Here is a 26,153-nt window from a genome sequence, read left to right as displayed (position 1 = left end):
GCCAAGACCCCTTGGAGACGGCGAAATGAGCATCGACAGACGGCAATTCCTGCTGGCTACAGGGGTTGCGGTGGTCGGGTCGTCAGCGATGACGGGGACTGCCTCCGCGCAGTCCTCCGCTTCGCTGTGGCAGGAGTTCGTTGCCAACCCGTACAACCACCCGCAGATCCCGAACATCTCGTTCGCCGGCTACCGCGCCGGTGAGAAGCCCGCCCGTCGCCCCGTCCTCGCGAACGTCCTCTTCTTCGGCGCGCGCCGCGACGGTTCGGCCGACGCGTCCGCGGCGATCAACAAGGCGATCGAGTTCGTCGGCAGGCTGGGCGGCGGCACCGTCCACGTGCCACCGGGCCGCTACCGGATCGACGACATCATCCGCATCGGCTACGACAACGTGGTGTTGCGCGGCGCGGGCAGTGCGAAGACGACGTTCTACGCGACCCGGTCGCTGGAGGAGATCGTCGGCATCAACCGCAGCCGCTACGGCTCGGAGAATTCGGCGTGGAGCTGGTCGGGTGGCCTGGTGTGGGTCTGCCACCGCGACCGCTACCAGCCGCTGGTCGACGCGATCAAGGCGAAGAAGTGGCCCTTCGAGGGCTGGACGGGCAACGAGCTGGAGCAGGGCTCGACGTTGACGGCCGTGACCGGTTCGGCGGCACGGGGTTCGTTCGTCGTGACCGTCGAGAACGGACGGAAGCTGCGTGCGGGCCAACGGGTTCTGCTGCGGCTGGACGACTCCGAGTACTCGCTGCCCAAGCACATGTGCGGCGACATCCCCGGCACCCAGTCCTACAAGTGGGACGACAAGGACAAGCTCCTGTCGTACTTCCCGTTCCTGTGGCCGGTGCGCGTGGAGTGGGTGCGCGGCAACAGGGTGAAGCTCGCGCAGCCGTTGCCGCTGGAGATCCGCCCCGAGTGGAAGGCGCGCCTGACCACGATGGCGCCGGTCGTCACGGGTGCGGGCGTCGAGGGCATCAAGATCGAGATGTTCAAGGTGCCGACGCCGAAGCACTTGCTGGACAAGGGGTACAACGGTCTCGCGTTCCAGTGCGCGTGGGACTGCTGGGCCGACGACGTGCACGTCCAGGACGTCGACAACGGCTTCCTCCTGGTGTCCTCCAAGGGAATCTCGCTGCTGAACACGCACGTGTCCGGCCGCGGCCACCACCACGCCTACGCGGTGCGCGAGCAGTCCCACGACAACTTGACCGATGGGTTCGTGATCGAGGCGCCGTCCGAACCCTCGCAGGCGGGCGCCGGCAACCACGGCCTGAACGTCGAAGGCCTGTCCTGCGGCAACGTCTGGACCCGCGGCCGCATGGACCACGACGTCTTCGACACCCACCGCGGCCTGCCGTTCGCCAACGTCCGCACCGAGATCACCATCAACAACGTCGGCGCGCACGGCGGCAGCGCCAACGCGGGTCCGTTGTACGGCGCCCGTTTCGCGCACTGGAACGTCACCGTCACCAACCAGCGCGCCGGCAACGTCCGCATCGACCAGGTGGCGCCGTGCAGCGCCACCGTCGCGATCTCCGAGGTCCGCGACTTCGGCCAGATCGACAAGCCGGACTTCACCGGCGAGCTGAACTCCCGCCTGGAGCTCTACGGCACGACCTCCGTGACACCGCGCAACCTCTATGACGCACAACGGAAGTTGCGCCGTTCATGAGCTAGCCATCGCCACGGGCAGCGACCACGCCACGTCGTGCAGGTCGGTGGGGAGCACCAGCTTCTCCACCGACCTGCCGATCCGTCGCGTCCAGCCCTCATCGGTGAGCTCCAGCCGGTACGACGCGTGCTCGCCAGGGGTCGTGTCGGACAGCAGCAGGTGCTGACCGTAGGTGCGTCCCGCCGTGGCCAGGGTCTGCAGGACCTCCCGGAACTCCGGGCGTTCCTCCAGCAGAGCGTGCACGCCGTCGACGCAGATCAGCAGCTCCGGCAGGACGAGCCCGGCGGCGCGGTAGTCCCAGATGGTGCGAAAGTTGTTGTGCGCCAACGTCCGGGCTCGTTGCTCGTGGTCCTCCAGCAGATCCACGATGCCGTGCCGGACGTGCGGTGCGCCGTCGATTCCCGCGAACACCCCGTTGCCGTGGAAGTCGATGAGGACGACCTCCAGCTCGTCCGGTGAATGCCGTGCCATCTGGCCGAGAACCACCGCGCGAACGCCTTCCGCCCGTCGCTCGTCCGGCGCCACGACCTCGCCGTGCGGGCCCATGCCGTCTTGCAGGTGCTTGGACTTCAGGTCTATCTCGACCGGTTGCCCGAACTCGTCCACCCCCACCGGAGCCCGGTACTGCAACCTGACCGGGCGTGGCCTCCATGCGTGCCTGTTCGGCATCTCGTGCAGAGCGAAGAAGTCCGGTGCCGGTTCCTCCGCGCGCATCAGCAGTGGCAACGACCTCGCCATCTCGCCGAGGTTCGCGGGCGCCGCGCAGTCGTCGACCAGCAGGTCCGTCAGCTCGCTCGGACCGTCGAACAGGAGCTGCATCCCGGACTTGCCGACGTCCGCCGAGATGGCGGCGAACGCGGGCTCTCCGATGTCCGCGAACCCGCTGACGCACACCAGGAGCTGCGGCAGCACCTGGTCGAAGCCGCGGTGGTCGAAGATCGTCCAGGCGTTGCCGACGACTTCCAGCCGGCGTTCCGACTCGGCGACGAGCAGGTCCGCGATCCCCTGCGGATCCCTTGCCGCGTGCCGATGATGAGCCGCGACGTGCGGAGCCTGGTCGAGCCCCTCGAACACACCCGAGTCGTGCGCGTCGACGAAGACCGCCCGGAACAACTTGGGCGAGTGCGTGGTCATCAGCCCGAGCACCAGACTCCGGAACGCCTCCGGTGCCGTGACGCTCAGATGCGATCCCGTGCGCCACTTCCCGTCGGCGAAGTGCGTCAGCTCCGCGACCACCGGCCTGCCGTCCGAGCCGACGCCGACCGGAACCTTCCACCACCGGCCCTTCCACGCGAGCGCCTTGGTGAAGCGCCTCAACCCGTGCAGCGAGAGGAAGTCCAGCACCTCGATCCGCAACGGCATCCGCTCCGGCAGCTCGTCCACGGACCGCGCGGTGACGATCACCCGGACGTTCCACACCCTCGCCGCGATCCACCGGACGGTGTCGGCGAGCCCGGGATCGCTTTCGCTGCAGTACTTCCAGTCGTCGACCAACAGGGTGGCGCCGGGTTCGGCCCCGCGCTCGAACCACGCCAGCAGGTTCTGCCGCCGCCGTTCGTCGCCGGGGTCGAAGCTCACCGCGACGCCCGCCACGTCACCCTTGCCGATGCGGTAGACCCCTTGTATCGCCCCGATTCGGGACGTGACGGCGTCGGGCGGGCCGATGAGCGCGAGGTGGTTCACGGCAGCGCGATCTGCGCGTGCAGGCGGTGGGGCAGGCAGAGACCGAACCCGGGCCGATCCGGTACCTGGGCCGCCTGCCGGGCGTCGACGAGGGACGTGCCGGGGTCGTCCAGGCGGAACTCGACGGCGAAGGCCAGGCTGTTCCTGATGAACGGCGGCACCTGGTCCCAGCTGCGGGCCGTCACGACGATGTGGCGTCGCGGGTCGAGCGGTTCGCCGGGACCGTCGAGGAGCTGGTAGCGGCTCGGATCGCCGAGGAGGGAGCCGAGGGTGCGCAGCGTGGTGCTCTTGCCGGTGCCCGGCTTGCCGACGATGGCGCCGTGGCGGAGCTCCTCGGTGAACACCGGGACCAGGACGTCCCGGCCCTGCTCGGACGGTGTGTCCACCAGGCCGATCGCGCCGGGCGGCAGCACGTCCAGCGTCAAGTCCACAGTGGATCTGAGCGGTGGCTTCGGCATGGCCACCGTGGCTTCCGCAGTGGACCTGCGCGGTGGCGGCAGCGCGAGTTCGTGAGCGGGCGGGCCGGATCCGGCCAGCGCCGGCGGCAGGACCTCGGCCCACTCCTCGAGGTCGTACGGCGTCACCGCGGACGGCCAGGCGGGGACCGGGAACGGCATGGTGAGCGGCACGTCACCGGAGCAGAGCAGGTGGACGCCGAGCTCGCGGCCGGCACGGGTGAAGGACTCCAGGACGCGCTTGTAGCCGGGGATCCGTTCGACGAGCACCTCGGCGCCGTCCACGCAGAGCAGCAGGGCCGGGAACGGTTCGCCTGACCTGGCGAGCCGCTCCCTGCGGTCGAGTTCGCCGGCCAGGCCGTCGTGGAACCGCTCCAGCGTCCCGTCCCCGGTCTCTCCGGTGAGCGTGAACGCCACGTGCGGCGCCGCGTCCAGGCCGTCGAACACGCCGACGTTCTTCATGTCGAAGAAGCCGAAGTTCAGGTCCTTCGACGAGTGCGTGACCATGAGGCCCAGCAACGCGCTCAGGAGCTGCTGCTCGCGTTGCGCGGCCGGGCCGACGCAGGTGCCGACGGGGCCGCTGAGGTCCAGGTGCACCGGCCAGCCGCGGGCGTCCGACCCGATGGCGGCCTTCAGGTCGCGGCGCCCGTACTTGTTGCTCAGGTCGGGTTCGATGCCGTGCAGCGCGAGGAAGTCCGCGGCTTCACCGTGCAGGTGTCGCCGCAGCCGGTCCGGTACGGCCGCCCACTTCCGTGCCGTGACGACCGTCTGGACACCGCGTGCCGGACCGAACGCGGCGATCCACTCGACGGTCCTGTCCAGCCCGGGGTCGAGGTCGGCGCACAGCTCCCAGTCGTCCACCAGCAGCACCGCACCCGCCGGCGCGCCGCGTTCGAACCAGTCCAGCAGGCTGCGGCAACCCGGCTGGTCCGCCGGGTCGAAGGTGGCCGAGACCGGCAACGGGTCCGCGCCCCGCCCGATCCGGTACACCGAGATGTCCGGCGCCGCGCCTAGAGCCGCCGTCAGCCGTTCCCTGGTCGCCTGCCCAGGACCGACGACGGCGAAGTTCCTGATCACGCCCCAGATATACCAACAGTCCCGGGAGGGCCGCTGCCCCTTCGCTAATGTGGGCGACGTGCCAGCCAAAGCCGTCGACCCCGCCGAGATGCGAGCCGCGGTCGAGGCGGTGCTCCCCTGGCTGCGCGGTGAGGCTGACCAGCCAGAACGTCCCGTGCTCGCCGCCGCCGTCCGGCTGAGCCTGCGGACCCTCGAACGGATCGCGCCCGGCCGCAGCGTCGAGGTGCGCGTTCCGCCGTTCGCCGCCGTGCAGTGCGTCGAGGGGCCGCGCCACACCCGCGGCACGCCCCCGAACGTCGTGGAGACCGACCCGCGGACGTGGCTCGAACTGGCCACCGGCGGCCTGGAGTGGGCCGACGCGCTGGACGGCGCCCGGGTCACCGCGTCGGGGACCCGAGCCGACCTCTCACACCTGCTGCCGGTCGTGAGGTTCTAGAACCACGACCCGATCGTCTTGATCGCGCCGCCGACACCGTCGACGACGTCCTTGCCGAGCTCCACCGCGTTGCCCACGGTGTCGACCACGACGTCACCGGCATCGCTCGCGAGCTCGCCGACCGTGTCCACCGCGTGCCCGGCCGCGTCGCCCCAGCGGCCGTTCGAGACGTCGTCCACGACCTGACTGCCACCGCGCCAGACGTCCTCGCCCATGTCGACGACCTCCTTGCCGGTGTTGACGCCCCAGTCGATGACCGGCCCGACACCGGGCAGGTCCGAACCGGGCACCTCACGCGGCGTGGGCGCGTCCTGCCAGCGCTGCTCGGTGACGCCGTCGCCGTCGCCGTTGGCGATCTTGGCGAGGTTGCCGAGCGACTCGGAGTCCTTGTCGTAGTACGACGAGTGGGCGTGCCCGATCCAGGACTCGCCGGACGTGCCGAACGTCTTCGCGCCGAACGAGGAGTCGTACGGCCCGGTCGACGACCCGTCCTTGGTGAACCAGTCCCCACTCGTCGCCTGGATGACCGGGTCGTGCTCCGTGCCACCGACGTAGACGTGCCCGCCGCCGGCCGACAGCTGGTCGACGTTGGACGCGCCGACACCCGGCGAGCCGACGAACACGATGTCGTCCGCCTTCAGACCGTTGTCCATCGCGGAGTAGCCGACGACCGTGCTGCCGTAGCTGTGGCCGATCACCGTGACGTGCGCGTTGGGGTTGGCGGTGCGGTAGCCCTCGACGTCCTTCGCCAGGATCTGCCCACCCTCGATCGCCTGCTGGGGGTCGTTCACCTGACCGGGCAGGAACTCCGGTGCGTCGTAGCCGAGCCACTGGATCGCGGCGCCGTCCGGGCCCATCTTCGCGCTGAGGTTCGAGGCCTGGTCCAGGCCGAAGCTGCTGAGCGTGGACGTGGTGCCGGGCACGCACACCGCGACGTTCTTGGCGGTGTCCGGGTTGCCGAACGCGACGGCGATGGCGCCCTCCTTGGCACCGGCGCCGTCGGGGCTCCATGCGAGGACGAACGCCGGCTTGCCGGTCTCGTCGCCCAGTTCGTCGGCCTGCTTCACAGCGCCGACTGCATCGTCCGCGTTCTTCGCACGACGAGCTGCCTCGTCGTACTGCGACATGAGCTGCGAACCCTGGGCGTCGTTGCGCAGAGCGCGCTGGCCCTCTGACGAGTTCGGATCGACGCCGAGCTCGCGTGCACGGTCGGCGAGCTGCTGCTTGAGCTGGTCCTTCTCCGCGTTGAACCGGGCCGCGTCCTCCGGGATCCGCTTGCGGTTCGCGTAGTCCAGCACGTCGGCGGGCAGGCCGCGGAGCTGGCCGAGTTCCTGGTACTTGGTGTTCTTGAGCGCTTCCTGCTGTTCCTTGCTGAGCGACTTCCACCAGTCCGCGACGGCCTTCGGGTCGGAACCCGGCGGCGGCACCGGCGGCAGCGCGCCGCCCGCACCACCGCGCTGGGCGGCGCGGTCCCAGCCGCAGTCGGTGCGCGCGGACTCCTCGAAGCCCGGCGGGATCTTGGTCAGCGCACTCGCGTAGGAGCGCAGAACGTTGTTGTAGCCCGACTTCACCTTGTCCAGGTGCTCGTTGACCTGGTTGGCGAGCTGGCGGGTCTGCTGTTCGTCCATGCCGGGCGGACGGCCGCGCCACACGCCGATCGCCTGGTCGGCCGCGCCACGCATCTGGCCGTAGGCACGCGAGGCGGCCTGCACGATGTCGACACCCGCGCCGAGTCGTTCGGCAGCGGCCTTGGCGGCGGTCGCGGAGAGCTGGGCACGCGCGGTGAACTTCGTGGCGGCCTCGCCGGTCCAGTTGCTGACGGCGGTCTTGCCACCGTTGGCGACGGATTCTCCAGCGCGACCAACCGCGCTGATCGCACCCGTGATCGGGTCAGCGGCGGCGGCGATCCGGCCGACATCACCGGACGCGAGCCTGCCGTACAGGCTCTCGGGATCCGTGTAGCTCACTGACCGCCCCCAAGTCCCGCCATGAGCTTCTTCAGCGCGGACGTGTGGTCCTCGTCAGTGCGCCGGTAGGCCTCGGCGTTCGACACGAGACCCTCCGCCGCGTCGGTGAACCAGGAGGAACCGCGCTGCAGGTCCTGGGAGTGCGTGCCGACGAACTTCGACAGCGCGTCCGCGAACTCCGCGGCGGCGTCGACCTCCCCGAACGCGCCCGCGTCGAGCTGGAGCATCGAGATCATCTCCGCTGCCTCGCGCACCGCGTCGGAGCCGTTGCCGAACTCCTTGGACGCGTTGCGCAGCAGCTCTGGCTCAACGCCGAACATCGCCACCCCCTGTTGGTCACCGATCAATGCGACGCAGATACATGATGGCCGGTTCCCCACTCATCGATGGGCGGTTTCGGGCACGATGTCGTTCATGGTGCAGACAGGGTGGACGGCCCAGCGGTGGACCGCTGTGTTCATCGAGCAGGCCGAGTTGTTCCGCAAGGCAGTGGCAGACGCGGACCCGGCCGCCCAGGTGCCGACGCGTCCCGGCTGGACCGTCCAGGACCTGGTCATCCACCTCGGACGCTTCCTGGAGACCTCCACCGAGTACCTGCGCACCGGCAGCCGCACCGCGTTGCGGCCGCCGCCCCCGCAGGCGGGACTGACGCCGCTGCAGTACCTCGACCTGCAGATCTCCGCGGCCGCCGAGATCCTGACGGCCGTGCCGGGAAACCGCCCCGTCTGGACGTTCTCGCCCGCAGCGCCCGATCTGGCCTGGGTGTGGCACCGCCGGATCGCGCACGAGACGGTGCTGCGCCGGTTCGACGCGCAGACGGTCGTCCGCCAGGTCGTGGCCACGGACGCCGACCTCTGCGCCGACGGCATCGACGAGGTGCTGAGCACGATCGTCGCGGCCAATCTCGACGGCGACGTGCCGAGCACCGTGACCGGCACCGCGGTGGTTCGCCCTACCGATGTTCCGGAGTCGTGGCTGATCTCCTTGGTGGCGGGCGAAGTGCCGGAGGTCCGTGCCGCGGCCCCCGGTGAAGAGGGCGACGCGCAGGTGACCGGCGAGGCTGAGGTCGTCTACTTCTGGCTCTGGAACAGGATGAACTTCAAGGAGATGACCGGCGACCGACGCGTGCTGGACGTCCTCCAGGTCGGACGGGGGCACTGATGCGCAAGCTCGCGGTGGCAGTGCTGGGATGCCTGTTGCTCACCGGATGTGCGGCGAACTGGCAGCAGGAGGTTCGGTACAAGATCGTTTCGGTGGACAACGACACCCCGACCGAGTACTTCAGGCTCGAACTGGTGGGTGACGCGCCCAAGGGCGCGCTGGAACCCGAACAGTTGAAGTGGCACTTCGAGTCGACCGCGGCGATCAAAGACGCCCAGATCGGCGACGAGGTGCTCTGCGCCGTCGACCAGGAGAAGGGCAACGCGTTCGGGAACTCGAACGTCGTGACGCACCTGAAGAACTGCAAAAAGGCTTGATGCGCAAGATCATCGCGGCGCTCGCGGCCTGCCTGGTGCTGGCCGGCTGCGGGCTCGGCCGCTGGGAAGGCGAGATCCGCTTCAAGGTCACCAGCATCAACAGCTGCTACGACGGCTACAGCGACGTCATCTGCGCGACCCGGATCTACCTCGACCTCGTCGGCGACCTGCCCGCCGGCGCACCCGGCAAGAGCTCGTTCAAGGGTGCCTTCGCGGAGCCGGACGACTTCGAGGACGAGTCGAAGGTGCGCGACGAGGTGGCGGTGGGCGACGAGATCATCTGCGTGGGCCAGGAACAGTCCGAGGGCTTCGAGTACCTCAACGGGATCCCGCTGCAGCTCTCGAAGTGCCGGATGGCATGAGTTTCATCACCTCACCAGGGGTCTGGAGGGGGTAGTTGGCCCCCTGCTCCACTTACACTCGGGTTGCAGCCAGCCCCATCGTGAGGGAGCCAATTCGGTGGTCGACGACCATTCCCAGTCCGAACAGGAACCCCGTGAGGAGTGTGGCGTCTTCGGCGTCTGGGCTCCCGGTGAAGACGTCTCGAAGATGACCTACTACGGGCTCTACGCCCTGCAGCACCGCGGCCAGGAGGCGGCGGGCATCTCGGTCGGAGACGGGGCGCAGGTCGTCGTCTTCAAGGACCTCGGACTCGTCAGCCAGGTGTTCGACGAACAGGTCCTGCAGAGCCTCAAGGGCCACGTGGCCGTCGGGCACTGCCGCTACTCCACCACCGGGTCCACGACCTGGGAGAACGCGCAGCCCACGTTCCGCACCACCGCGGCCGGCTCCGGTCTGAGCCTCGGCCACAACGGCAACCTGGTGAACACCGCCGAGCTGCTGGAGAAGGCCAAGTCCCTCGGCATCGTCGAGCGCAACGGCGCCACCACCGACTCGGACATCCTCTGCGGCCTGCTCGCCCACGCGGCGGCCGACAAGGGCATCGAGCAGGCGGCGCTGGAGCTGCTGCCGACGGTCAAGGGCGCGTACTGCCTGACGTTCTCCGACGAGTCCACGCTGTACGCGGCGCGCGACCCGCACGGCGTCCGCCCGCTGGTGCTCGGCCGGTTGGAGCGCGGCTGGGTCGTGGCGAGCGAGACCGCGGCACTCGACATCGTCGGCGCGAGCTTCGTGCGCGAGGTCGAGCCGGGTGAGCTGATCGCGATCGACGGTGACGGCCTGCGGTCGACCCGGTTCGCGACGCCCGAGCCCAAGGGCTGCATCTTCGAGTACGTCTACCTGGCGCGCCCGGACACGACGATCTCCGGCCGCGGCGTCCACGCGACGCGCGTCGAGATCGGCCGCCGTCTCGCCAAGGAGCACCCGGTCGAGGCCGACCTGGTGATCCCGGTGCCGGAGTCCGGCACGCCCGCCGCCATCGGCTACGCGCAGGCCAGCGGCATCCCGTACGGATCGGGCCTGGTCAAGAACGCCTACGTCGGCCGGACGTTCATCCAGCCGTCGCAGACCATCCGCCAGCTGGGCATCCGGCTGAAGCTGAACCCGTTGCGCGACGTCATCCGCGGCAAGCGACTCGTCGTCGTGGACGACTCGATCGTGCGAGGCAACACCCAGCGCGCGCTCGTCCGCATGTTGCGTGAGGCCGGTGCGCTCGAAGTGCACGTGCGGATCGCGTCGCCGCCCGTCAAGTGGCCTTGCTTCTACGGCATCGACTTCGCCTCGCGCGCTGAGCTCATCGCGAACGGCCTGGACGACGACGGCATCCGTCGCTCGGTCGGCGCCGACTCGCTCGGGTACGTGTCGCTGGAGCAGCTCGTCGCGGCGACCGAGCAGCCCAAGTCGCGGCTGTGCTCGGCCTGTTTCGACGGCGAGTACCCGATCGAACTGCCGCAGGACGCGCTCATCGGCAAGCACCTGCTCGAGGGCCTCAAGGGCGTGTCGGGCTCGGCGGCTCCCGTTCTGGCGAGCGGCTATGGTGCCGAAGACGCCCTGCGTCGCCCTTAGGCATCCCAGATCCAAGTGGAAGAAGTTGACGTGACCGACAGCGCCAAGGCCACCTACGCCGCCGCCGGAGTCAGTATCGCCGCAGGTGACGAGGCGGTGGAGAAGCTCAAGCCGTGGGCGGCCAAGGCGAATCGGCCCGAGGTGCTCGGTGGCATCGGTGGCTTCGCCGGCCTGTTCCAGCTCAAGCTCGACCGCTGGAAGGAGCCGGTCCTCGCGTCCTCCACGGACGGTGTCGGCACCAAGATCGCGATCGCGCAGGCGCTCGACAAGCACGACACCATCGGCGTCGACCTCGTCGCCATGATCGTGGACGACCTGGTCGTGTGCGGCGCCGAGCCGTTGTTCGTGCAGGACTACATCGCGGTCGGCAAGGTCGTTCCTGACCGGATCGCGTCGCTGGTGAAGGGCATCGCCGAAGGCTGTGTCCAGGCCGGTTGCGCGCTGCTCGGCGGCGAGACCGCTGAGCACCCCGGCCTTATGGGCGACGACGACTACGACATCTCCGGCACCGGCGTCGGCGTGGTCGAGCACTCCAAGCTGCTCGGTCCCGACCGGGTCCGCGACGGCGACGTCGTGATCGCGATGGGCTCGTCCGGCCTGCACTCCAACGGCTACTCGCTCGCCAGGCACGTGCTGCTGGAGATCGCGCGCATGCCGCTCGAGGGCCACGTCGAGGAGTTCGGCCGCACCCTCGGCGAGGAGATGCTGGAGCCGACCAAGATCTACGCCAAGGACTGCCTCGCGCTGATCGCCGAGACGGAGGTCCGCGGGTTCTCCCACGTCACCGGTGGTGGCCTGGCCGCGAACCTGGCCCGCGTGCTGCCCGAGGGCCTGCACGCGACGCTGGACCGCGGCACCTGGACGCCCGCGCCCGTCTTCCAGCTCATCGCCCAGCGCGGGCGCGTCGAGCGCGAGGAGATGGAGAAGGCGTTCAACATGGGCGTCGGCATGGTCGCCGTCGTCGCGCCGGAGGACGTCGACCGCGCGCTGGCAGTGCTCACCGCCCGCCACGTCCCGGCGTGGGTGCTCGGCGAGATCACCAAGGCCGCCGAGGGCGGCGCCGCGCTCGTCGGCGACCACCCGCGATTCTGAGGCAACCTCCTGAGGCGGTCGCCGCGTACTAAGCGGCGACCGAGGAGGGGCACTTGGACCGCGACCGCGAGTTCGGGGAGTTCGTCGACGCACGTGCGCTCGTCATGCGCCGCACGGCATACCTGCTGTGCGGCGACTGGCACCGCGCCGAGGACATCGTCCAGAGCGCTTTGATCAAGATGTACGTGGCCTGGGCGCGCGTGCGCAAGGACAGCGTCGACGCCTACGCCCGCAAAGTGCTCGTGCGCACCGCCATCGACGAGACCCGGCGCGGGTTCTTCCAGCGCGAACGCCCCGTCGACACCGTGCCCGAGCTCGCCGTCCCGGACTCGACGTCCGACCTGGACCTGCGCGAAGCCCTCGACACGTTGCCTCCTGGGCAACGCGCTGTCGTCGTGCTGCGGTACTGGGAGGACCTGAGCATCACCGAGACCGCCCGCATCCTCGGCAGGACGGAGGGCACGGTGAAGAGTCAGGCCGCCAAGGGGCTCGCCGCGTTGCGCGACCTGCTGGAGAACGAGCCGGAGCTGCGGATCTACCGCTCCGAGGTCATCCGCAAGGGCAAGACCAAGCTGGTCCGCAGGCGGACCGCGATCGCGACGGCCCTGTCGTTCGTGCTGCTGGCCGGCGCGGGCACGACCGGGTACTTCGCCGCGATGCCGCACAAGGCGTCGGCCCCGGCGATGTCCCAGGACTCCGGTGGTGTGGTCGACCGCAACGCCGAGCTGACCAAGATGCTGCGGAGGCAGTACGCACTCCCGGCCGGTGTCACCGCCGAGGACGTCCCCGAGATCAGGGCGCAGGCGTTCGTGTTCTTCACCCGCGACACCAACACGCCCGACAACAAGCGACGAGCCGTGGCCAGGCTGCGAGACGCACAGGGCGTCGGCGGCGTCACGATCGCGATCGGCCGTGCCACGAGCTCCGACCCGGGCAACTGCGACGATCCGTCGTGCCGCATCGAGGAACGTGACGGCATCAGGATCCGCAGCATCCAGCTGCCGAGCACGACCCCGGGGGCGCAGATGTTGTACGTCGACGCCATCCGCCCCGACGGCACGAGCATCATGCTCAGCAGCGACAACATCGGCCGCTTCAGCAACGCGGTGTGGGGCGACCCGGACATCGGCGGAGCTCCGCAGCGGTCCGCACCGGTGCTCGACCGCGAGGAACTGATAAAGATCGCGACACTTCCGGGGTTGACCTTCTAACCTTGCAGACATGAACGACGTGACCGTGACGAGGACGCTGGTGGTGCCGGCGTCCGAGCTGCGCGAACGTTTTTCCAGGTCAGGTGGGCCGGGCGGGCAGGGAGTGAACACGGCGGACAGTCGTGTGGAGCTCTCGTTCGACCTGGCTGCCTCGCCGTCGATCCCCGCTCACCTCAAGCAGCGGATGCTCGATCGGCTGGCCGGCAGGCTCGTCGACGGCGTGCTCACGATCGCCGCCTCCGAGCACCGCGCGCAGCTGCAGAACCGCGCCGCCGCACGCGAACGCCTCGCCGAGATCCTGCGCGCGGCCGCCGCGCCGCCGCCTCCGGTGCGCAGAGCGACCAAGCCCACCAGGGGTTCGCAGGAACGCCGCATCGCCTCGAAGAAGCGCCGGGCGGACACCAAGCGCGGCCGCGGCCGTTCAGGCTCCTGGGACTAACGCGTAGATCCGTTCCGGCCGGCCGGTTCCGCCGTAACGCAGCCGGACCTCGGCCCGTCCCATCGACACGAAGTGCTCCAGGTACCGGCGCGCGCTGACCCTCGCGACGCCCGTCGACGAAGCACATTCCGACGCGGACAGCCCTTCCGGGTGCGACCGCAGCGCGGTGTCCACGAGTCGTGCGGTCTCCGGCGTCAAACCCTTGGGCAGCAACGGTTTCGAGGTGGGCCGCGCGCCGAACACCTGGTCCACGTCCGCCTGCCCGGCCGAGTCGAGCCGGTGCAGCTTGTCCCGCAACGACGCGAAGTGCGCGAGCTGGTCGCGCAGGGCCGAGTAGTCGAACGGCTTGATCAGGTAGTGCAGCACGCCACCGCGCATCGCACTGCGCACGGTCTCGACGTCGGTCGCCGCCGTGATCACGATGACGTCCACGTCCTCGTTGGCGCGCAACGACTTCAGCACGTCCAGCCCGCTCTGGTCCGGCAGGTAGATGTCGAGGAGAACGAGGTCGGGCTTCAGCGATGCCGCGAGCCGCAACGCGTCCCCGCCGGTGTGCGCGACGCCGACGACCTCGAACCCGTCGGTGCGCGCGACGTAGCCGCTGTGCACCTTGGCCACCATGAAGTCGTCGTCGACGACCAGCACCCGGATCACCAGGGCAGCCTTGCCGTGAACACCGAACCGGACACGCTCACCGAACCGCCGCGCCGCAGGCACGCCCGCCTGATCAGCGCGAGCCCGATGCCGCGTTCGCCGTGCGATGCCGCCTTGGTCGTGAACCCGTGCCGGAACACCTCTTCCGCGAGTTCCGGCGCCACACCGGGACCGGAGTCGCGCACCACGACCTGGACCTCGTCGTCCAACTGCATCACACCCACCTCGATCCACTTCCCCGCGCCGTTCGTGTTCAGCGAACTCAGCGCGTCCAACGCGTTGTCGACGAGATTTCCCAGCACCATCACCAGATCCGCCGACAGCGCCTCGTCGACCCTGCCCAGCACGCTGTCCGGGCCCATCCGCAGCGCCGTGCCGCGTTCGGCCGCGAGCGACGCCTTGGCGATCAGCAGCGCGGCCACGGCGGGGTCGCCGATCGACGAGCCGACCTCGGTCCGCCACTGGTCCTGCGCCGAGCTGATCTGGTGAATGTAGTTGGTGACCTCGTCGTACTCCTTCAACGAGATCAGTCCGGCGATGGTGTGCAGCCGGTTCGCGAACTCGTGCGCCTGCGCCCGCAGCGTGTCCGTCGCGTGCTGGGAGGCGTCGAGTTCGTGTTGCAGTGCAAGGAGTTCCGTGCGATCTCGCAACGTCACGACCGCGCCGGCGCCGTCGATCGGCATGCGGTTCAGCGTCAGCACCACGCCCTGCCGCAGCACCAGCTGGTCGACACCGGTCGCGCGGCCGGTCAGCACGTCGCGCAGCCGGTCGTTGAGCTCGAGCTCCTCGACCGAGCGGCCGACCGCGTCCTCCGGCAACGCCAGCAGGTCGCTCGCGTGGTCGTTGACCAGCGTGATCCGGTTCTGCCCGTCGAGACCGACGACGCCCTCGCGGATGCCGTGCAGCAACGCCTCGCGGTTCTCGACCAGCGCGGTGATCTCGTGCGGCTCCAGCCCGAGCGTCTGGTTCTTCACCCTGCGGGCCAGCAACAACGACCCGGTGACACCGATGAGCAGCGCGATCGCCAGGTAGCGCAGGACGTCGACGGGCTGCGCCAGCACGCCCGCGAAGGTCCCGGGGTCCTCGGCGCCGGCGATCACCATGCCGTTGACCTGGCGGCTGGTCGGGTCGAACACCGGCACGTGCGCCTCGATCGAGTCGCCGATCGTGCCCGTCCAGGACCTGCCCTCCAGGGCGGTGTCGCGGGTGTCCAGAGTGGACCCGATCTGGGCCGGGTCCGGTGAGGCGATCACGAGCCGGTTCTCGTTGAGGATCAGCACGTAGGAGGCGCCGGACAGGCTGCGGGCCGTCTCGGCGGGCGCGGACAGCAGGCGCCAGTTGCCCATCTCCTCCTGGACCAGCGAGTTCGCGGCGACGGTCTCGGCGACCGACAGCATCCGGCGTTCCTCGTTGGAGCGAAAGTTGTTGCCCGTCTGGACGACAGTCAGCGCGCCCACCGCGCACAGTAGCAACGTGACGACTACGAGTTGCCATGCGAGAAGTTGACTGGCCAGGGAACGGCGTCGGCGCATGAAACCTCCCGTGACCAGAAAGACCGAAAGAAACCTTAGAAGCGCAAGAGCGACATCAAGGTTTACACCAGAGCAACATGTCCAACCACGCGGATGAGAGGCGGGGATCACAGTGTCGGTGAAGGTGTGGGTGGCGGTGGCGACGGCGTTGCTCGCCGTCCTGCTCGTGCCGCCGCTGCTGACGCCGGGTGCGGACAGCGGCGAGACGAGCCAGGTGCGGGCGTTGCGAGTGCTGGTGCCGAACGCCCCAGGCGGCGGTTACGACATCACGGCTCGCACGGCGGCGAAGGCCATGGAGGACGCTGACCTGCTGCGCAACGCCGAGGTGTTCAACCTCCCCGGCGCGGGCGGCACGGTCGGACTCGGGCGCACGGTCGGTGAGCGCGGCAACGGCAAGCTGATCATGTCGATGGGCCTGGGCGTCGTGGGCGCGGTGTACACGAACAAGTCGCCGAACTCGCTGCTCGACACCACCCCGATCGCGAAGCTGATCGAGGAACCGGACATCGTCGTGGTCGCGAAGGACTCGCCGTACACGTCGATGCAACAACTCGTCGACGCGTGGAAGGCCAACCCCGGCACGGTGACGGTCGGCGGCGGCTCTGCTCCCGGCGGCCCCGACCACCTGGCGCCGATGCTGATCGCGAAGGCCGTGGGCCTGCCGCCCAAGACCGTCAACTACATCCCGTTCGACGGCGGTGGCGAGCTGCTGGCCTCGGTGCTCGGCGGCAAGGTCGCGTTCGGCGTCTCGGGCGTCGGTGAGTACCGCGACCAGATCCAGGCAGGCACGTTGCGGGTGCTCGCGGTGACGAGCAAGGACCGCATCCAGGGCATCGACGCGCCGACGTTGCGACAGTCCGGTGTGGACGTCGAGTTCACCAACTGGCGCGGCATCGTCGCTCCTCCCGGCATCTCGGCGACCGACAAGGCGAAGCTCGTGGAGGTGTTCCAGAACCTCCACACGACGCCGCAGTGGACGGAAGCGTTGCAGCGCAACGGCTGGACGGACGCCTTCGCGCCGGGAGACGAGTTCAGGACCTTCCTGGAGAACGAGAACAAGCGGGTGGCAACGGTGCTCAAGGACTTGGGGCTGGCATGACGACCGTGACGAAGCCGGGGCCCAAACAGTGGCTCCGCGACCACTCCGAGCTGGGCATCTGCGCCCTGCTGGTCGTGCTCGGTGTGCTGGTGCTCACCGACGCGCTGAGCATCCCCACGGACTTCGCCCAGCGCGGCCCCGTCGGCCCGAAGGCGGTGCCGATCCTGGTCGGTTCGCTGCTGCTGATCGTCGCCGCGCTGCTGGCCCGTGACGTGCTGCGCGGCGGCAAGGGAGAAGCGGAGGCCGGCGAGGACGTCGACCTGTCCGCACCCGCCGACTGGCGCACGGTTCTGCTGCTGTGCGGTGCTTTCCTCGCGAACGCGGCACTGATCGGCGTGGTCGGGTTCCCGATCTCCGGCGCGATCCTGTTCTGGGGCGCGGCCTACGCGCTCGGCAGCCGCAACCTGGTGCGCGACCCGTTGATCGCGGCCGGCCTGTCGATCTTCACGTTCGTCGTGTTCAACAACCTGCTCGGTGTCCCGCTCCCCGGTGGCCCGTTGATGGAGGTGTTCTAGGTGGAACAACTGCTCGACGGCTTCGCGACCGCGCTGACGCCGACACACCTGCTGCTCGCCGCCATCGGCGTGCTCCTGGGCACCGCGATCGGCGTCCTGCCGGGCATCGGCCCGGCCATGGCGGTGGCCCTGCTGCTGCCCGTCACCTACGGCATGGAGCCGACCGGCGCGTTCATCATGTTCGCGGGCATCTACTACGGCGGCATGTTCGGCGGTTCGACCACGTCGATCCTGCTCAACACACCGGGTGAGAGCGCCGCGGTCGTGGCCGCGTTCGAAGGCAATCCCATGGCCCGCAAGGGACGTGGTGCGCAAGCGCTTGCCGCCGCTGCCATCGGCCACTTCACCGGCGGCATCATCGGAACGATCCTGATCGTCCTGCTGGCGCCGTTCGTGGCCAAGCACGCCGTCGACATCGGCGCGCCCGACCTGTTCGCGATCATGGTGCTGGCGTTCATCGCCGTGACCTCGGTGCTCGGCGCCTCCCGGATCCGCGGCGTCGCGTCGCTGCTCATCGGTTTGACCCTGGGGTTGGTCGGTCTCGACGAGATGACCGGCCAGCAGCGCCTGACGTTCGGCTCGCTGCACCTCGCCGACGGCATCGACATCGTCATCGTCGCGGTCGCCCTGTTCGCGGTCGGCGAGGCCCTGTGGGTAGCGGCCCACCTGCGCCGCAAGCCGTTCGAACCGATCCCGGTCGGCCGTCCGTGGTTGTCGAAGGCCGACCTGAAGCGCACCTGGAAGCCGTGGCTGCGCGGCCCGGTGATCGGGTTCCCGTTCGGCGCGATCCCGGCCGGCGGCGCGGAGATCCCGACGTTCCTGTCGTACGTGACGGAGAAGCGGCTCTCCAAGCACAAGGACGAGTTCGGCAAGGGCGCCATCGAAGGAGTGGCGGGCCCGGAGTCCACGGCCTCCGCCTCCGCCGCGGGCACCCTCGTCACGATGCTGACCCTCGGCCTCCCGACCACGGCGGTCGCGGCAGTCATGCTCGCCGCGTTCCAGCAGTACGGCATCCAGCCGGGACCGCTGCTGTTCCAGCGCGAGTCCGGCCTGGTGTGGGCGCTGATCGCGTCGCTGTTCATCGGCCTGACCCTGCTGCTGGTGCTGAACCTGCCGCTCGCGCCGCTGTGGGCGAAGCTGCTGCGCATCCCGAGGCCGTACCTCTACGCGGGCATCCTGTTCTTCGCCTCGGTAGGCGCCTACGCGGTCAACGCGGACATCTTCGACCTGCTGCTGATGTTCGTGATCGGCCTGCTGGGCTTCGGCATGCGCCGCTACGGCCTGCCGGTGCTGCCCGCGATCATCGGCGTGATCCTCGGCCCGGCCGCGGAACAGCAGATGCGCCGCTCGCTGCAGCTCTCCGACGGCTCGCTGACGGGCCTGGTGAACAGCCCGATGGCGATCGTCGTCTACGTGGTCATCGTGGTGATCCTGTTCTTCCCGCTGATCAAGCGGTTCCTGCCGAAGCCTCCTGCGGCAGCGGAGCCGGAACGCGAGAAGGTCGACGCCTGATCGCAGGAGAAAGCCCCCGCTCTCCCGGCGGGGGCTTTCTTCATGCGCTGCGCACGATCAGGATCGCGAACGGCTTCTCGTCCTCCGGCCCGCGCACCGCGAGCTCGGTCTGCTCGCGCAACGTCGCCCACAGCTCCATCACGCGGGCCACCTGCGGCTCCGGCATTCCGCAGATCGTCACGAACGCCCGCACCTGCTCGGGTTTCGTCGGCAACTTGCCGCGCTTGAGCAGCGAGTAGACCTGGCTGCGCGGCAGCTGTCTGCCTGCCCGGCGGTGGATCTCCGGCAGGGTCAGGCCCGACCGGACCTGGATCGTCCGCAGCAACTCGATGAACTCGGCCTCGGTCGCTGCCCGCAGTTCGGCGGTCGAGGTCGCGATCAGCGGCTGCACCGGATGCGGGTCGATGCCGAGTTCCGCTCCGAGGATCGCGCTCATCTCGCGGTAGGCCGCGATCGCCTCCGCGCGCCTGCTCGATCTCGACAGGCCGAGCAGGAGCTGCGGCCAGAGCCGGTGCAGGCGTTCGAGCGGATCGCCCTCCGGGTAGGTCATCTCTGCTCTTCCGGCCAGACCACCATCGGGCTCGCGGGCGGCAGCGGGCCGAACCGCGCGGTGAACGGACGGCTGCGGCCCAGCGTGATCGTCACGGCCAGCACGGCTGCCGTCGTGGACACGGCGACGACCGGCGAGTGGTCGTGCGCGAGCATCCACGCGGTGAAGATGAACGCGGCCGTCGCCAGCATGACCGTGCTGGCGCCGGAGGTGGAGCACCGCCGGCGCGGGTGAAGAGCCCCGTTGTAAGGGGTGGTGGTCATCAGAAACTCCTGGATGGGGTCGGCGCAGGCGTCACCGCGCGCCGGGTGGACCAACTGATTTGCAGAACAGCGAAAAGCCGTATGTGTGGAAAGCGTCCGTGCGGGCAATTGGCGTTGCCGCCGGACCCGGCGACATAACGGCTTGACCACGAGCATGTCACTCACACGGGTGATTGCCAACTGAATCGCCGTCCAGGTTTTTCATGTCCTGTGCAACGCTGTCCAGCTCCGTCCAACCAGGTCCAACTGGCCAGTTTCTGGCCAATTTTGCGCAGCCGCTGACCACCTGGTGGTCGATTGGTCGTATTGTCAACGTCCAATACCGTCCAATTCTCTGGCCGGAGCTGTGGCGGGCCGTTAGGCTCGCGAAGGCGCTGGAATGCTATTCCGGTGGTGAGAAACCCCTGGCCGAGCTTTGGACCAGCTGAGCAGCGGGGTGCGGCCTCCTGTTGGCGCGGGAGGCCGTCACGCGCCGCCACTGCTCCACCCAGCCGTCGAGCGCCTTCTTCGGCTCTCCGCAGCCGGTCAGGAAGGCTCTCAGTGGTTCTTCCTGCTTCGGGAGCCGGTAGGTGCACATCGCGTGCGCGCTGCTCTTCGCCAACGCCAGATCGCCGGCGTTGGTCGAGACCTGCCGATAGGACAACTTCCTCGACGTGCGCAGCAGGTTGAGTGCGTGGACGAATTCGGTACGGGTGGTGGCGCGGCATGCCGTCGCGAACGGACTGTCGTCCTCGCTGGGCGACATCGTGTTCGGTCCTCCTGCTGAGGCGTTCTTCTCCCTTTGTGCGGGTGTAACGAACGGGGCGGCGCCCGCGAGAAAGGGAGCGGTGTTCGACTGGGTGAACGCGGATCTTACCTCCGCGTCCGGCCCCTTTGTCGAACCGTTCCGTCGTGTCCGGATATTCCAAGATCAGCGAAACTGAAGTCGATTTCAGCAGGACAATCGTTCGCTTAGTTCGTTTGTCCAGATCAGCGAGTTGTTCGGGCTGCTATTGGTGTGTACCAAATGGAAACGGCCGCCCTGTTCGCCTCAGGCGGACAGGACGGCCGTTGCTCCGAACGGATCAGCCGTGCGTCGGGAACCCCAGGTTCACGCCGTGCTGCTGCGGCCACCGAGACGTGACGGCCTTGGCGCGCGTGTAGAACTTCACGCCCTCAGCGCCGTGCACGTGAGTGTCGCCGAACAACGAATCCTTCCAACCACCGAACGAGTAGTAGGCCATCGGCACGGGGATCGGCACGTTGATGCCGACCATTCCGACGTGCACACGCCGCTGGTACTCGCGGGCGGCCAACCCGTCACCGGTGTAGATCGCGGTGCCGTTGCCGTACTGGTTGGCGTTCACCAGTTCCAACGCGTCCTCGAACGTGTCCGCGCGGACGACAGTCAGCACCGGGCCGAAGATCTCGTCGGTGTAGATCGTCATGTCGCGCGTGACGTGGTCGAACAACGTGGGCGCGAGCCAGAAGCCGTTCTCGGCACCCGAAGGCGCGTAGCCGCGGCCGTCCACGACCAGCGACGCGCCGGCGGCCTCGCCCGCGTCCACATAGGACCGGACGCGATCCCGGTGGACACCGGTGACAAGCGGTCCCATCTGGGCGGCGGGATCGGTGCCCGGCAGCACGGACGGGTGCAGGTCGCGGGTGCGCGAGGCGATCTTCGACACCAGTTCGTCGCCCGTCTCGCCCACGGCCACGACGACCGAGATCGCCATGCAACGCTCGCCGGCTGAGCCGTAGCCCGCGGAAACGGCGGCGTCGGCGGCCACGTCGAGGTCGGCGTCGGGCAGCACGACCATGTGGTTCTTGGCGCCGCCCAGGGCCTGCACGCGCTTGCCGGCCGCGGTGCCGCGCGAGTAGACGTGCCGCGCGATCGGGGTCGAGCCTACGAACGACGCGGCGGCGACGTCCGGGTGGTCCAGCAGCGCGTTGACCGCGAAGGCGTCGCCCTGGAGGACGTTCAGCACGCCGTCGGGCAGCCCGGCCTCCTTGAACAGCTCAGCCAGCCTCAAAGAAGCCGACGGGTCGCGCTCGGAAGGCTTCAGCACGAAGGTGTTTCCGCAGGCGATGGCGATGGGGAACATCCACATCGGCACCATCACGGGGAAGTTGAACGGCGTGATGCCCGCGACGACGCCCAGCGGCTGCCGGAACGAGTACGCGTCGACGCCGCGCGAGACCTGCTCGGAGTGCTCGCCCTTCAGCAGTTGCGGGATGCCGCACGCGAACTCGACGACCTCGAGGCCGCGCTGCACCTCGCCGGCCGCGTCGGACAGCACCTTGCCGTGCTCGGACGTGATCATCGCGGCGAGTTCGTCGCGATGAGTGTGCAGCAGGTGGCGGTACTCGAAGAGGATGCGCGACCGCGTCGACAGCGACGACTCGGACCAGGACTGCGCCGCCTTCAGCGAGGAAGAGACGGCGAGGTCGACGTCGGCCTGCTCGGCCAGCACGACCTGCGCGGCGACGGAGCCCGTCGCCGGGTTGAAGACGTCGGACCTGCGGGACGACACCCCCGTGGTGCGGGCGCCGTCGATCCAGTGGGGGATGGTGCTCAACGCGATCCTCCTGGGGGAGCTGTCGTGCTGCGGACTACGAGAGAGGGATTGAGGAGATGGCGCACGGGTTCGGTGCGCTCTTCACGGACGCGCTGCAGAAGCGCGTCAGCGGCCAACCGGCCGAACTCGGCACGGGGCTGGTCGATCGTGGTCAGCGAGACGTGGCGCAACGCTGCCAGCGAAGTGTTGTCGTACCCCACAACGGAAACGTCGTCAGGAACGCGCAACCCGGCGTCTTCCAAAGCCGAAATCGCGCCGACGGCGTTGAAGTCGTTGCAGGACAAGATGGCCGTGGGCAAGGCGTCGTCGTCGATCAACGAACGGATCGCGCGCGCTCCAGCCGCATCGGTGTACTCGGACGACACGACCTGCGGCACGAGCCCGTGGGCTTCCATCGCGGCGACGTATCCGCGCCGACGAGGTCCGGCCTGGGTTCCCTCACCGCCGTCCAAATGCGCAATGCGCTTGTGCCCCAACGAAACCAGGTGGTCAACGGCCAGCCGCGCACCCTGCTCGCCGTCGTCGTTGACCGTGTCCACAGTGGACACTCGAGACGATCGGGCGACCAGGACCACGGGAAGTTGTTCGGCTGCTTTGCCGATGGCGGTCGCCGGCACGACAGGCGACAGCAGGATCAACCCGGCGGGGCGGAAGGACAGCAGCGACTCCAACGCGCGGCGTTCACGAGCAGGCGAGCGGCCGCCGGTGTTGATGATGATGTCGAACCCCTGCTCGCGCGCCACCTCGTCGATGCCGTCGACGACCTCCGCGAAGAACGCGTTGTGCAGGTCGGACACCATCACGCCGAGAACGGTCGACGTGCGCGAGGCCAGCGATCGCGCCATGGCGTGCGGGGAGTACCCCAGCTCCTCCGCGGCCTTCAAGACAGCGCTGCGTCGCAACTCGCTCACCTTGGGTGAACCGCGCATCACCAGTGACACCAGTGCACGGGACACGCCCGCTCGCAGAGCGACGTCCTCCATTGTCGGCCTGACCACCTGGAACCACCTCCCCTCACGTCACGGGCTGGAAACCCACCCTTGACACCCGTGTGACGGAAGCTACAGCATTAGAGCGCTCCAACCAATAGAGCGCTCTAACACATCACGTCGATGAACAGGGGAAACCTGCGATGCGGATCGGAGTAGCAGGTGTCGGCAGGATCGGCACCATGCATGCGACCAACCTCGCCGCACTGGATCGAGTCGACGAGGTGCTTCTCTTCGACCCGGTGCCCGGCAGGGCAGCGCAGGCGTCGGCCGGGATCGAGGGGACGACCGCCGTCGACGACCTGATCGGGCTCCTCGACAACGTCGACGGGGTCCTGCTCGCCACCCCGACGAACACCCACCCGGACATGCTGCGCTCCGCCATCGCCCGCGGCGTTCCCACGCTGTGCGAGAAGCCGATCGCGAGTGACGTCGAGGAGATGTCCGCGCTGATCGAGGACGTCGAGAAGTCCGGCGTCGAGGTGCTCGTCGGCTTCCAGCGCCGGTTCGACCCGGCCATCTACGAGCTGCACCGCCGCATCCGCGCGGGAGAGGTCGGCGACATCTACCTGGTCAGGGCCGTCGGCAACGACGCGAACCCGCCGGACTTCTCCTACCTGCCCGCCTCCGGTGGCATCTTCCGCGACCTGCTGATCCACGACCTGGACTGCGTGCCGTGGCTGGTCGGCGAGCCGGTCGTCGAGGTCTACGCGAGCGGTTCCGTCCTGGTGCACCAGGCGTTCGCGGACGCCGACGACGTCGACAACGCCGTGGTGATGCTGAAGTTCGCGAACGGCGCGCACGCCACGCTGGCCGGCGGACGGCACGACCCGGTCGGCTACGACCACCGCATCGAGGTGCTGGGCAGCAAGGACTCCCTGGTCGCGGGCGTCGACGCGCGCACGCCGCTGAACTCGCTGGAACCCGGCGGGCACGTGGCCGGACCGGACGCCTACCCCGGTTTCCCGGAGCGCTTCCACCGCGCCTACGTCAACGAGATGAACCTGTTCACGCAGGTCATCAAGGGCGAGGTCGCGAACCCGTCGCCGGCGCGAGAGAGTTTGATCAGCCTGCGCCTGGCCGAAGCCTGTGAGCAGTCGCGCCGCAGCGGCGCACCGGTGAGGATCGAGGGGAACTAGGCATGGCGAAGATCGCTGGGGCTCCGATCTCCTGGGGCGTGTGCGAGGTTCCCGGCTGGGGCACCGTGCTCCCGTCCGAGACGGTCCTCGCCGAGATGCACTCCCTGGGCCTCACCGCGACCGAACTCGGCCCGCCCGACTACTTGCCGGCCGACCCAGGGCAGCTCAAGACCCTTCTCCACAGCCACGAACTGAGCCTCGTCGGCGGCTTCCTCGCGGTCACCCTGCACACCGACGTCCAGTCCACTCTGGACGAAGCCGACCGGGTCGCCGCGATCCTGAAGGCCGGTGGCGCCGAGGTCCTGGTGCTCGCCGCCGCCACCGGGCTGGACGGCTACGACGAGACGCCGAAGCTCAGCGACGACGAGTGGGACACCCTCGTCGCCACCTGCGCGAAGATCCGTGAGATCGCCGCCGCGCACGGCCTGAAAACCGTGCTGCACCCGCACGTGGGCACCCACGTCGAGCGGGAGGCGGAGGTCGACAGGTTCCTCGCGGACTCCGATCTCCAGCTCTGCCTGGACACCGGCCACCTCCTCATCGGTGGCACGGACCCGGTCGAGCTGGCGCGCCGCTACCCGGACCGGATCGGTCACGTGCACCTCAAGGACGTGCGTGACGAGATCGCGGCGAAGGTGCGCAGCGGCGAACTCAGTTACACCGATGCCGTGGAACAGGGCATCTACGTGCCGCTCGGGGACGGCGACGTGGACGTGGAAGCGCTGGTGAAGCTCGTTCAAGAAGCGGGCTACACCGGTTGGTTCGTGCTTGAGCAGGACACTCAGCTCAAGGACGGAAGTCCAGTGGACAAGCCACTGAAGGACACCGGGCGCAGCCTCGCGCACCTCAGCAAGATCCTCTGAAGGGACTGGAGACGATGAAGTCTCGTCTGGTCATCCGTGCGGGCGTCGCCCTCGCCGGTGTTGCTCTACTGGCCGCGTGCAGCGGTCCCACGGGAACGAACTCCCAGACCACGCAGAACAACAGCGCGCCGGCGACGGGAGACCTCAAGGTCGCCGTCATCACGCACGGCACCGCGGGTGACGCGTTCTGGAGCGTCGTGAAGGTCGGCGCCGAGGACGCGGGCAAGCAGCTCGGCGTCGGCGTCACCTACAACTCCGACGGCGACCCCGGCGCCCAGGCCAAGCTGATCGACAACGCCGTGTCGCAGAAGGTCGGCGGCATCGTGGTGTCGATGGCGAACCCGGACGCGCTCAAGACCTCCATCGAGAACGCGGTGAAGGCCGGCATCCCGGTCATCACGATCAACTCCGGCAGCGCGAAGAGCGCGGAGTTCGGTGCCATGGCGCACGTCGGCCAGGAGGAGTCGATCGCCGGTGAGGAAGCCGGCAAGAAGCTCAAGACCGCCGGCAAGACCAAGCTGCTCTGCGTGATCCACGAGGCCGGCAACACGGGCCTCAACCAGCGCTGCGACGGTGCCCGCACCGGCTTCGGCGGCGCGGTGGAGAACCTCCAGGTCGACATCTCCAACCCGACCGACGTCGAGGCCCGCATCAAGGCCAAGCTGCAGTCCGACACCGCTGTCGACGGCGTGCTGGCGCTCAACCCGCAGGTCGCCGTGAACGCGGCCGCGGCGATCAAGGGCGCGGGCTCGAAGGCGCAGGTCGCGACGTTCGACCTGAACGCCGACGTGGTCAGCTCGATCAAGGCGGGTGACGTGCTCTTCGCCGTCGACCAGCAGCAGTACGAGCAGGGCTACCTGCCGATCGTGATGCTGAAGCTGTTCAAGGACAACGCCAACACCCTCGGTGGCGGCAAGCCCGTCCTCACCGGTCCCGGCTTCGTCGACAAGTCCAACGTGGACAAGGTCGCGGAGTACGCCAAGAACGGCAAGAGGTAAGGAGGAGGC

The 26,153-nt window shown here is 68.9% G+C and carries 26 protein-coding genes; 15 read left to right on the top strand and 11 right to left on the bottom strand.

Going from position 1 to position 26,153, the window contains the following annotated elements; genetic code table 11:
* Positions 1 to 88 precede the first annotated feature (88 nt).
* Positions 89 to 1,669 carry a glycosyl hydrolase family 28-related protein gene (locus ACH413_RS14910; protein WP_360040937.1) on the top strand — a complete coding sequence of 527 codons (1,581 nt, stop codon included), beginning with the start codon at positions 89 to 91 and terminating at the stop codon, positions 1,667 to 1,669.
* Here the strand turns inward: ACH413_RS14910 and ACH413_RS14905 are convergent.
* The gene (locus tag ACH413_RS14905) at positions 1,664 to 3,352 is read right to left on the bottom strand and encodes a hypothetical protein (RefSeq protein WP_360040940.1); all 1,689 of its coding nucleotides are present in this window, start codon (positions 3,350 to 3,352) and stop codon (positions 1,664 to 1,666) included. The two genes, ACH413_RS14910 and ACH413_RS14905, sit on opposite strands and share 6 nt — an antisense overlap.
* Positions 3,349 to 4,884 carry a hypothetical protein gene (locus tag ACH413_RS14900; RefSeq protein ID WP_360040943.1) on the bottom strand — a complete coding sequence of 512 codons (1,536 nt, stop codon included), beginning with the start codon at positions 4,882 to 4,884 and terminating at the stop codon, positions 3,349 to 3,351. The genes ACH413_RS14905 and ACH413_RS14900 overlap by 4 nt, the downstream gene beginning before the upstream one ends.
* Positions 4,885 to 4,972: 88 nt before the next feature.
* Between ACH413_RS14900 and ACH413_RS14895 the strand changes: the two genes are divergently transcribed.
* Positions 4,973 to 5,320, top strand: a complete 348-nt coding sequence (locus ACH413_RS14895; protein ID WP_396425009.1) for a sterol carrier family protein — start codon at positions 4,973 to 4,975, stop codon at positions 5,318 to 5,320.
* On the opposite strand, the gene ACH413_RS14890 is transcribed toward ACH413_RS14895, so the two are convergent.
* Positions 5,317 to 7,287, bottom strand: coding sequence for an alpha/beta hydrolase (locus ACH413_RS14890; RefSeq protein ID WP_360040949.1), 1,971 nt, complete (start codon positions 7,285 to 7,287; stop codon positions 5,317 to 5,319). The genes ACH413_RS14895 and ACH413_RS14890 overlap by 4 nt on opposite strands.
* Complete coding sequence (locus ACH413_RS14885; RefSeq protein ID WP_360040952.1) at positions 7,284 to 7,607, bottom strand: type VII secretion target; 324 nt, start codon at positions 7,605 to 7,607, stop codon at positions 7,284 to 7,286. The genes ACH413_RS14890 and ACH413_RS14885 overlap by 4 nt, the downstream gene beginning before the upstream one ends.
* Positions 7,608 to 7,701: 94 nt before the next feature.
* Here ACH413_RS14885 and ACH413_RS14880 point away from each other — a divergent pair, with 94 nt between their 5' ends.
* The 7 genes from ACH413_RS14880 (at position 7,702) to arfB (ending at position 13,472) form a co-directional block, all read left to right on the top strand.
* The gene (locus ACH413_RS14880) at positions 7,702 to 8,448 is read left to right on the top strand and encodes a maleylpyruvate isomerase N-terminal domain-containing protein (RefSeq protein ID WP_360040955.1); all 747 of its coding nucleotides are present in this window, start codon (positions 7,702 to 7,704) and stop codon (positions 8,446 to 8,448) included.
* Positions 8,448 to 8,765, top strand: a complete 318-nt coding sequence (locus tag ACH413_RS14875; RefSeq protein ID WP_360040958.1) for a hypothetical protein — start codon at positions 8,448 to 8,450, stop codon at positions 8,763 to 8,765. The genes ACH413_RS14880 and ACH413_RS14875 overlap by 1 nt, the downstream gene beginning before the upstream one ends.
* Positions 8,765 to 9,127 (top strand): hypothetical protein, encoded by a 363-nt coding sequence (locus ACH413_RS14870; RefSeq protein WP_360040961.1) that lies wholly within the window; start codon positions 8,765 to 8,767, stop codon positions 9,125 to 9,127. The genes ACH413_RS14875 and ACH413_RS14870 overlap by 1 nt, the downstream gene beginning before the upstream one ends.
* Positions 9,128 to 9,224: 97 nt before the next feature.
* A complete protein-coding gene (purF, locus tag ACH413_RS14865) occupies positions 9,225 to 10,730 on the top strand; it encodes an amidophosphoribosyltransferase (protein WP_090066113.1) in 1,506 nt (501 codons plus the stop codon).
* 30 nt (positions 10,731 to 10,760) lie between these two features.
* The gene (purM, locus tag ACH413_RS14860) at positions 10,761 to 11,822 is read left to right on the top strand and encodes a phosphoribosylformylglycinamidine cyclo-ligase (protein ID WP_360040965.1); all 1,062 of its coding nucleotides are present in this window, start codon (positions 10,761 to 10,763) and stop codon (positions 11,820 to 11,822) included.
* Positions 11,823 to 11,875: 53 nt separating this feature from the next.
* Positions 11,876 to 13,033 (top strand): SigE family RNA polymerase sigma factor, encoded by a 1,158-nt coding sequence (locus ACH413_RS14855; protein ID WP_360040968.1) that lies wholly within the window; start codon positions 11,876 to 11,878, stop codon positions 13,031 to 13,033.
* Between the two features lie 10 nt (positions 13,034 to 13,043).
* Positions 13,044 to 13,472: an alternative ribosome rescue aminoacyl-tRNA hydrolase ArfB gene (gene arfB / locus ACH413_RS14850; RefSeq protein ID WP_360040971.1), complete on the top strand. Its 429-nt coding sequence runs from the start codon at positions 13,044 to 13,046 to the stop codon at positions 13,470 to 13,472.
* On the opposite strand, the gene ACH413_RS14845 is transcribed toward arfB, so the two are convergent.
* Complete coding sequence (locus tag ACH413_RS14845; RefSeq protein ID WP_360040974.1) at positions 13,455 to 14,126, bottom strand: response regulator; 672 nt, start codon at positions 14,124 to 14,126, stop codon at positions 13,455 to 13,457. The two genes, arfB and ACH413_RS14845, sit on opposite strands and share 18 nt — an antisense overlap.
* Positions 14,123 to 15,658, bottom strand: a complete 1,536-nt coding sequence (locus ACH413_RS14840; RefSeq protein WP_360040977.1) for a sensor histidine kinase — start codon at positions 15,656 to 15,658, stop codon at positions 14,123 to 14,125. The genes ACH413_RS14845 and ACH413_RS14840 overlap by 4 nt, the downstream gene beginning before the upstream one ends.
* A gap of 130 nt (positions 15,659 to 15,788) precedes the next feature.
* On the opposite strand from ACH413_RS14840, the gene ACH413_RS14835 reads away from it, so the two are divergent.
* From ACH413_RS14835 to ACH413_RS14825, 3 genes are read left to right on the top strand one after another with little or no spacing between them, the layout of a single operon-like run.
* Positions 15,789 to 16,757: a tripartite tricarboxylate transporter substrate-binding protein gene (locus ACH413_RS14835; RefSeq protein ID WP_360041085.1), complete on the top strand. Its 969-nt coding sequence runs from the start codon at positions 15,789 to 15,791 to the stop codon at positions 16,755 to 16,757.
* Positions 16,754 to 17,272, top strand: a complete 519-nt coding sequence (locus ACH413_RS14830; RefSeq protein WP_360040980.1) for a tripartite tricarboxylate transporter TctB family protein — start codon at positions 16,754 to 16,756, stop codon at positions 17,270 to 17,272. Before ACH413_RS14835 ends, ACH413_RS14830 begins: the two co-directional genes overlap by 4 nt.
* Complete coding sequence (locus ACH413_RS14825; protein WP_360040983.1) at positions 17,273 to 18,784, top strand: tripartite tricarboxylate transporter permease; 1,512 nt, start codon at positions 17,273 to 17,275, stop codon at positions 18,782 to 18,784. It abuts the gene before it with no gap.
* A gap of 40 nt (positions 18,785 to 18,824) precedes the next feature.
* On the opposite strand, the gene ACH413_RS14820 is transcribed toward ACH413_RS14825, so the two are convergent.
* From ACH413_RS14820 to ACH413_RS14800, 5 genes are all read right to left on the bottom strand, one after another.
* Positions 18,825 to 19,334, bottom strand: a complete 510-nt coding sequence (locus ACH413_RS14820) for a BTAD domain-containing putative transcriptional regulator (protein WP_360040986.1) — start codon at positions 19,332 to 19,334, stop codon at positions 18,825 to 18,827.
* On the bottom strand, positions 19,331 to 19,597 hold the full coding sequence (locus ACH413_RS14815) for a hypothetical protein (protein WP_360040989.1): 267 nt from the start codon (positions 19,595 to 19,597) through the stop codon (positions 19,331 to 19,333). Before ACH413_RS14815 ends, ACH413_RS14820 begins: the two co-directional genes overlap by 4 nt.
* A 382-nt stretch (positions 19,598 to 19,979) precedes the next feature.
* Complete coding sequence (locus tag ACH413_RS14810) at positions 19,980 to 20,342, bottom strand: hypothetical protein (protein ID WP_360040992.1); 363 nt, start codon at positions 20,340 to 20,342, stop codon at positions 19,980 to 19,982.
* Positions 20,343 to 20,661: 319 nt separating this feature from the next.
* On the bottom strand, positions 20,662 to 22,155 hold the full coding sequence (locus ACH413_RS14805; RefSeq protein ID WP_360040995.1) for a CoA-acylating methylmalonate-semialdehyde dehydrogenase: 1,494 nt from the start codon (positions 22,153 to 22,155) through the stop codon (positions 20,662 to 20,664).
* Complete coding sequence (locus tag ACH413_RS14800; protein WP_360040998.1) at positions 22,152 to 23,153, bottom strand: LacI family DNA-binding transcriptional regulator; 1,002 nt, start codon at positions 23,151 to 23,153, stop codon at positions 22,152 to 22,154. Before ACH413_RS14800 ends, ACH413_RS14805 begins: the two co-directional genes overlap by 4 nt.
* 134 nt (positions 23,154 to 23,287) lie before the next feature.
* Between ACH413_RS14800 and ACH413_RS14795 the strand changes: the two genes are divergently transcribed.
* Genes ACH413_RS14795 through ACH413_RS14785 form a run of 3 tightly spaced genes read left to right on the top strand, consistent with a single transcriptional unit; the run spans position 23,288 to position 26,144 of the window.
* Positions 23,288 to 24,283: a Gfo/Idh/MocA family oxidoreductase gene (locus ACH413_RS14795; RefSeq protein WP_360041001.1), complete on the top strand. Its 996-nt coding sequence runs from the start codon at positions 23,288 to 23,290 to the stop codon at positions 24,281 to 24,283.
* 2 nt (positions 24,284 to 24,285) lie between these two features.
* Entirely contained in the window at positions 24,286 to 25,146 is an 861-nt protein-coding gene (locus ACH413_RS14790; protein WP_360041004.1) for a TIM barrel protein, read from the top strand.
* Positions 25,147 to 25,160: 14 nt separating this feature from the next.
* Positions 25,161 to 26,144, top strand: coding sequence for a sugar ABC transporter substrate-binding protein (locus ACH413_RS14785; RefSeq protein ID WP_360041007.1), 984 nt, complete (start codon positions 25,161 to 25,163; stop codon positions 26,142 to 26,144).
* The last annotated feature ends 9 nt before the right edge of the window (positions 26,145 to 26,153 follow it).

The sequence above is a fragment of the Lentzea sp. NPDC020367 genome (assembly GCF_044387305.1).
Lineage (GTDB): Bacteria > Actinomycetota > Actinomycetes > Mycobacteriales > Pseudonocardiaceae > Lentzea.
Note: the sequence above shows the minus strand (reverse complement) of the source record. Positions and strands in the feature narration are given on the sequence as shown.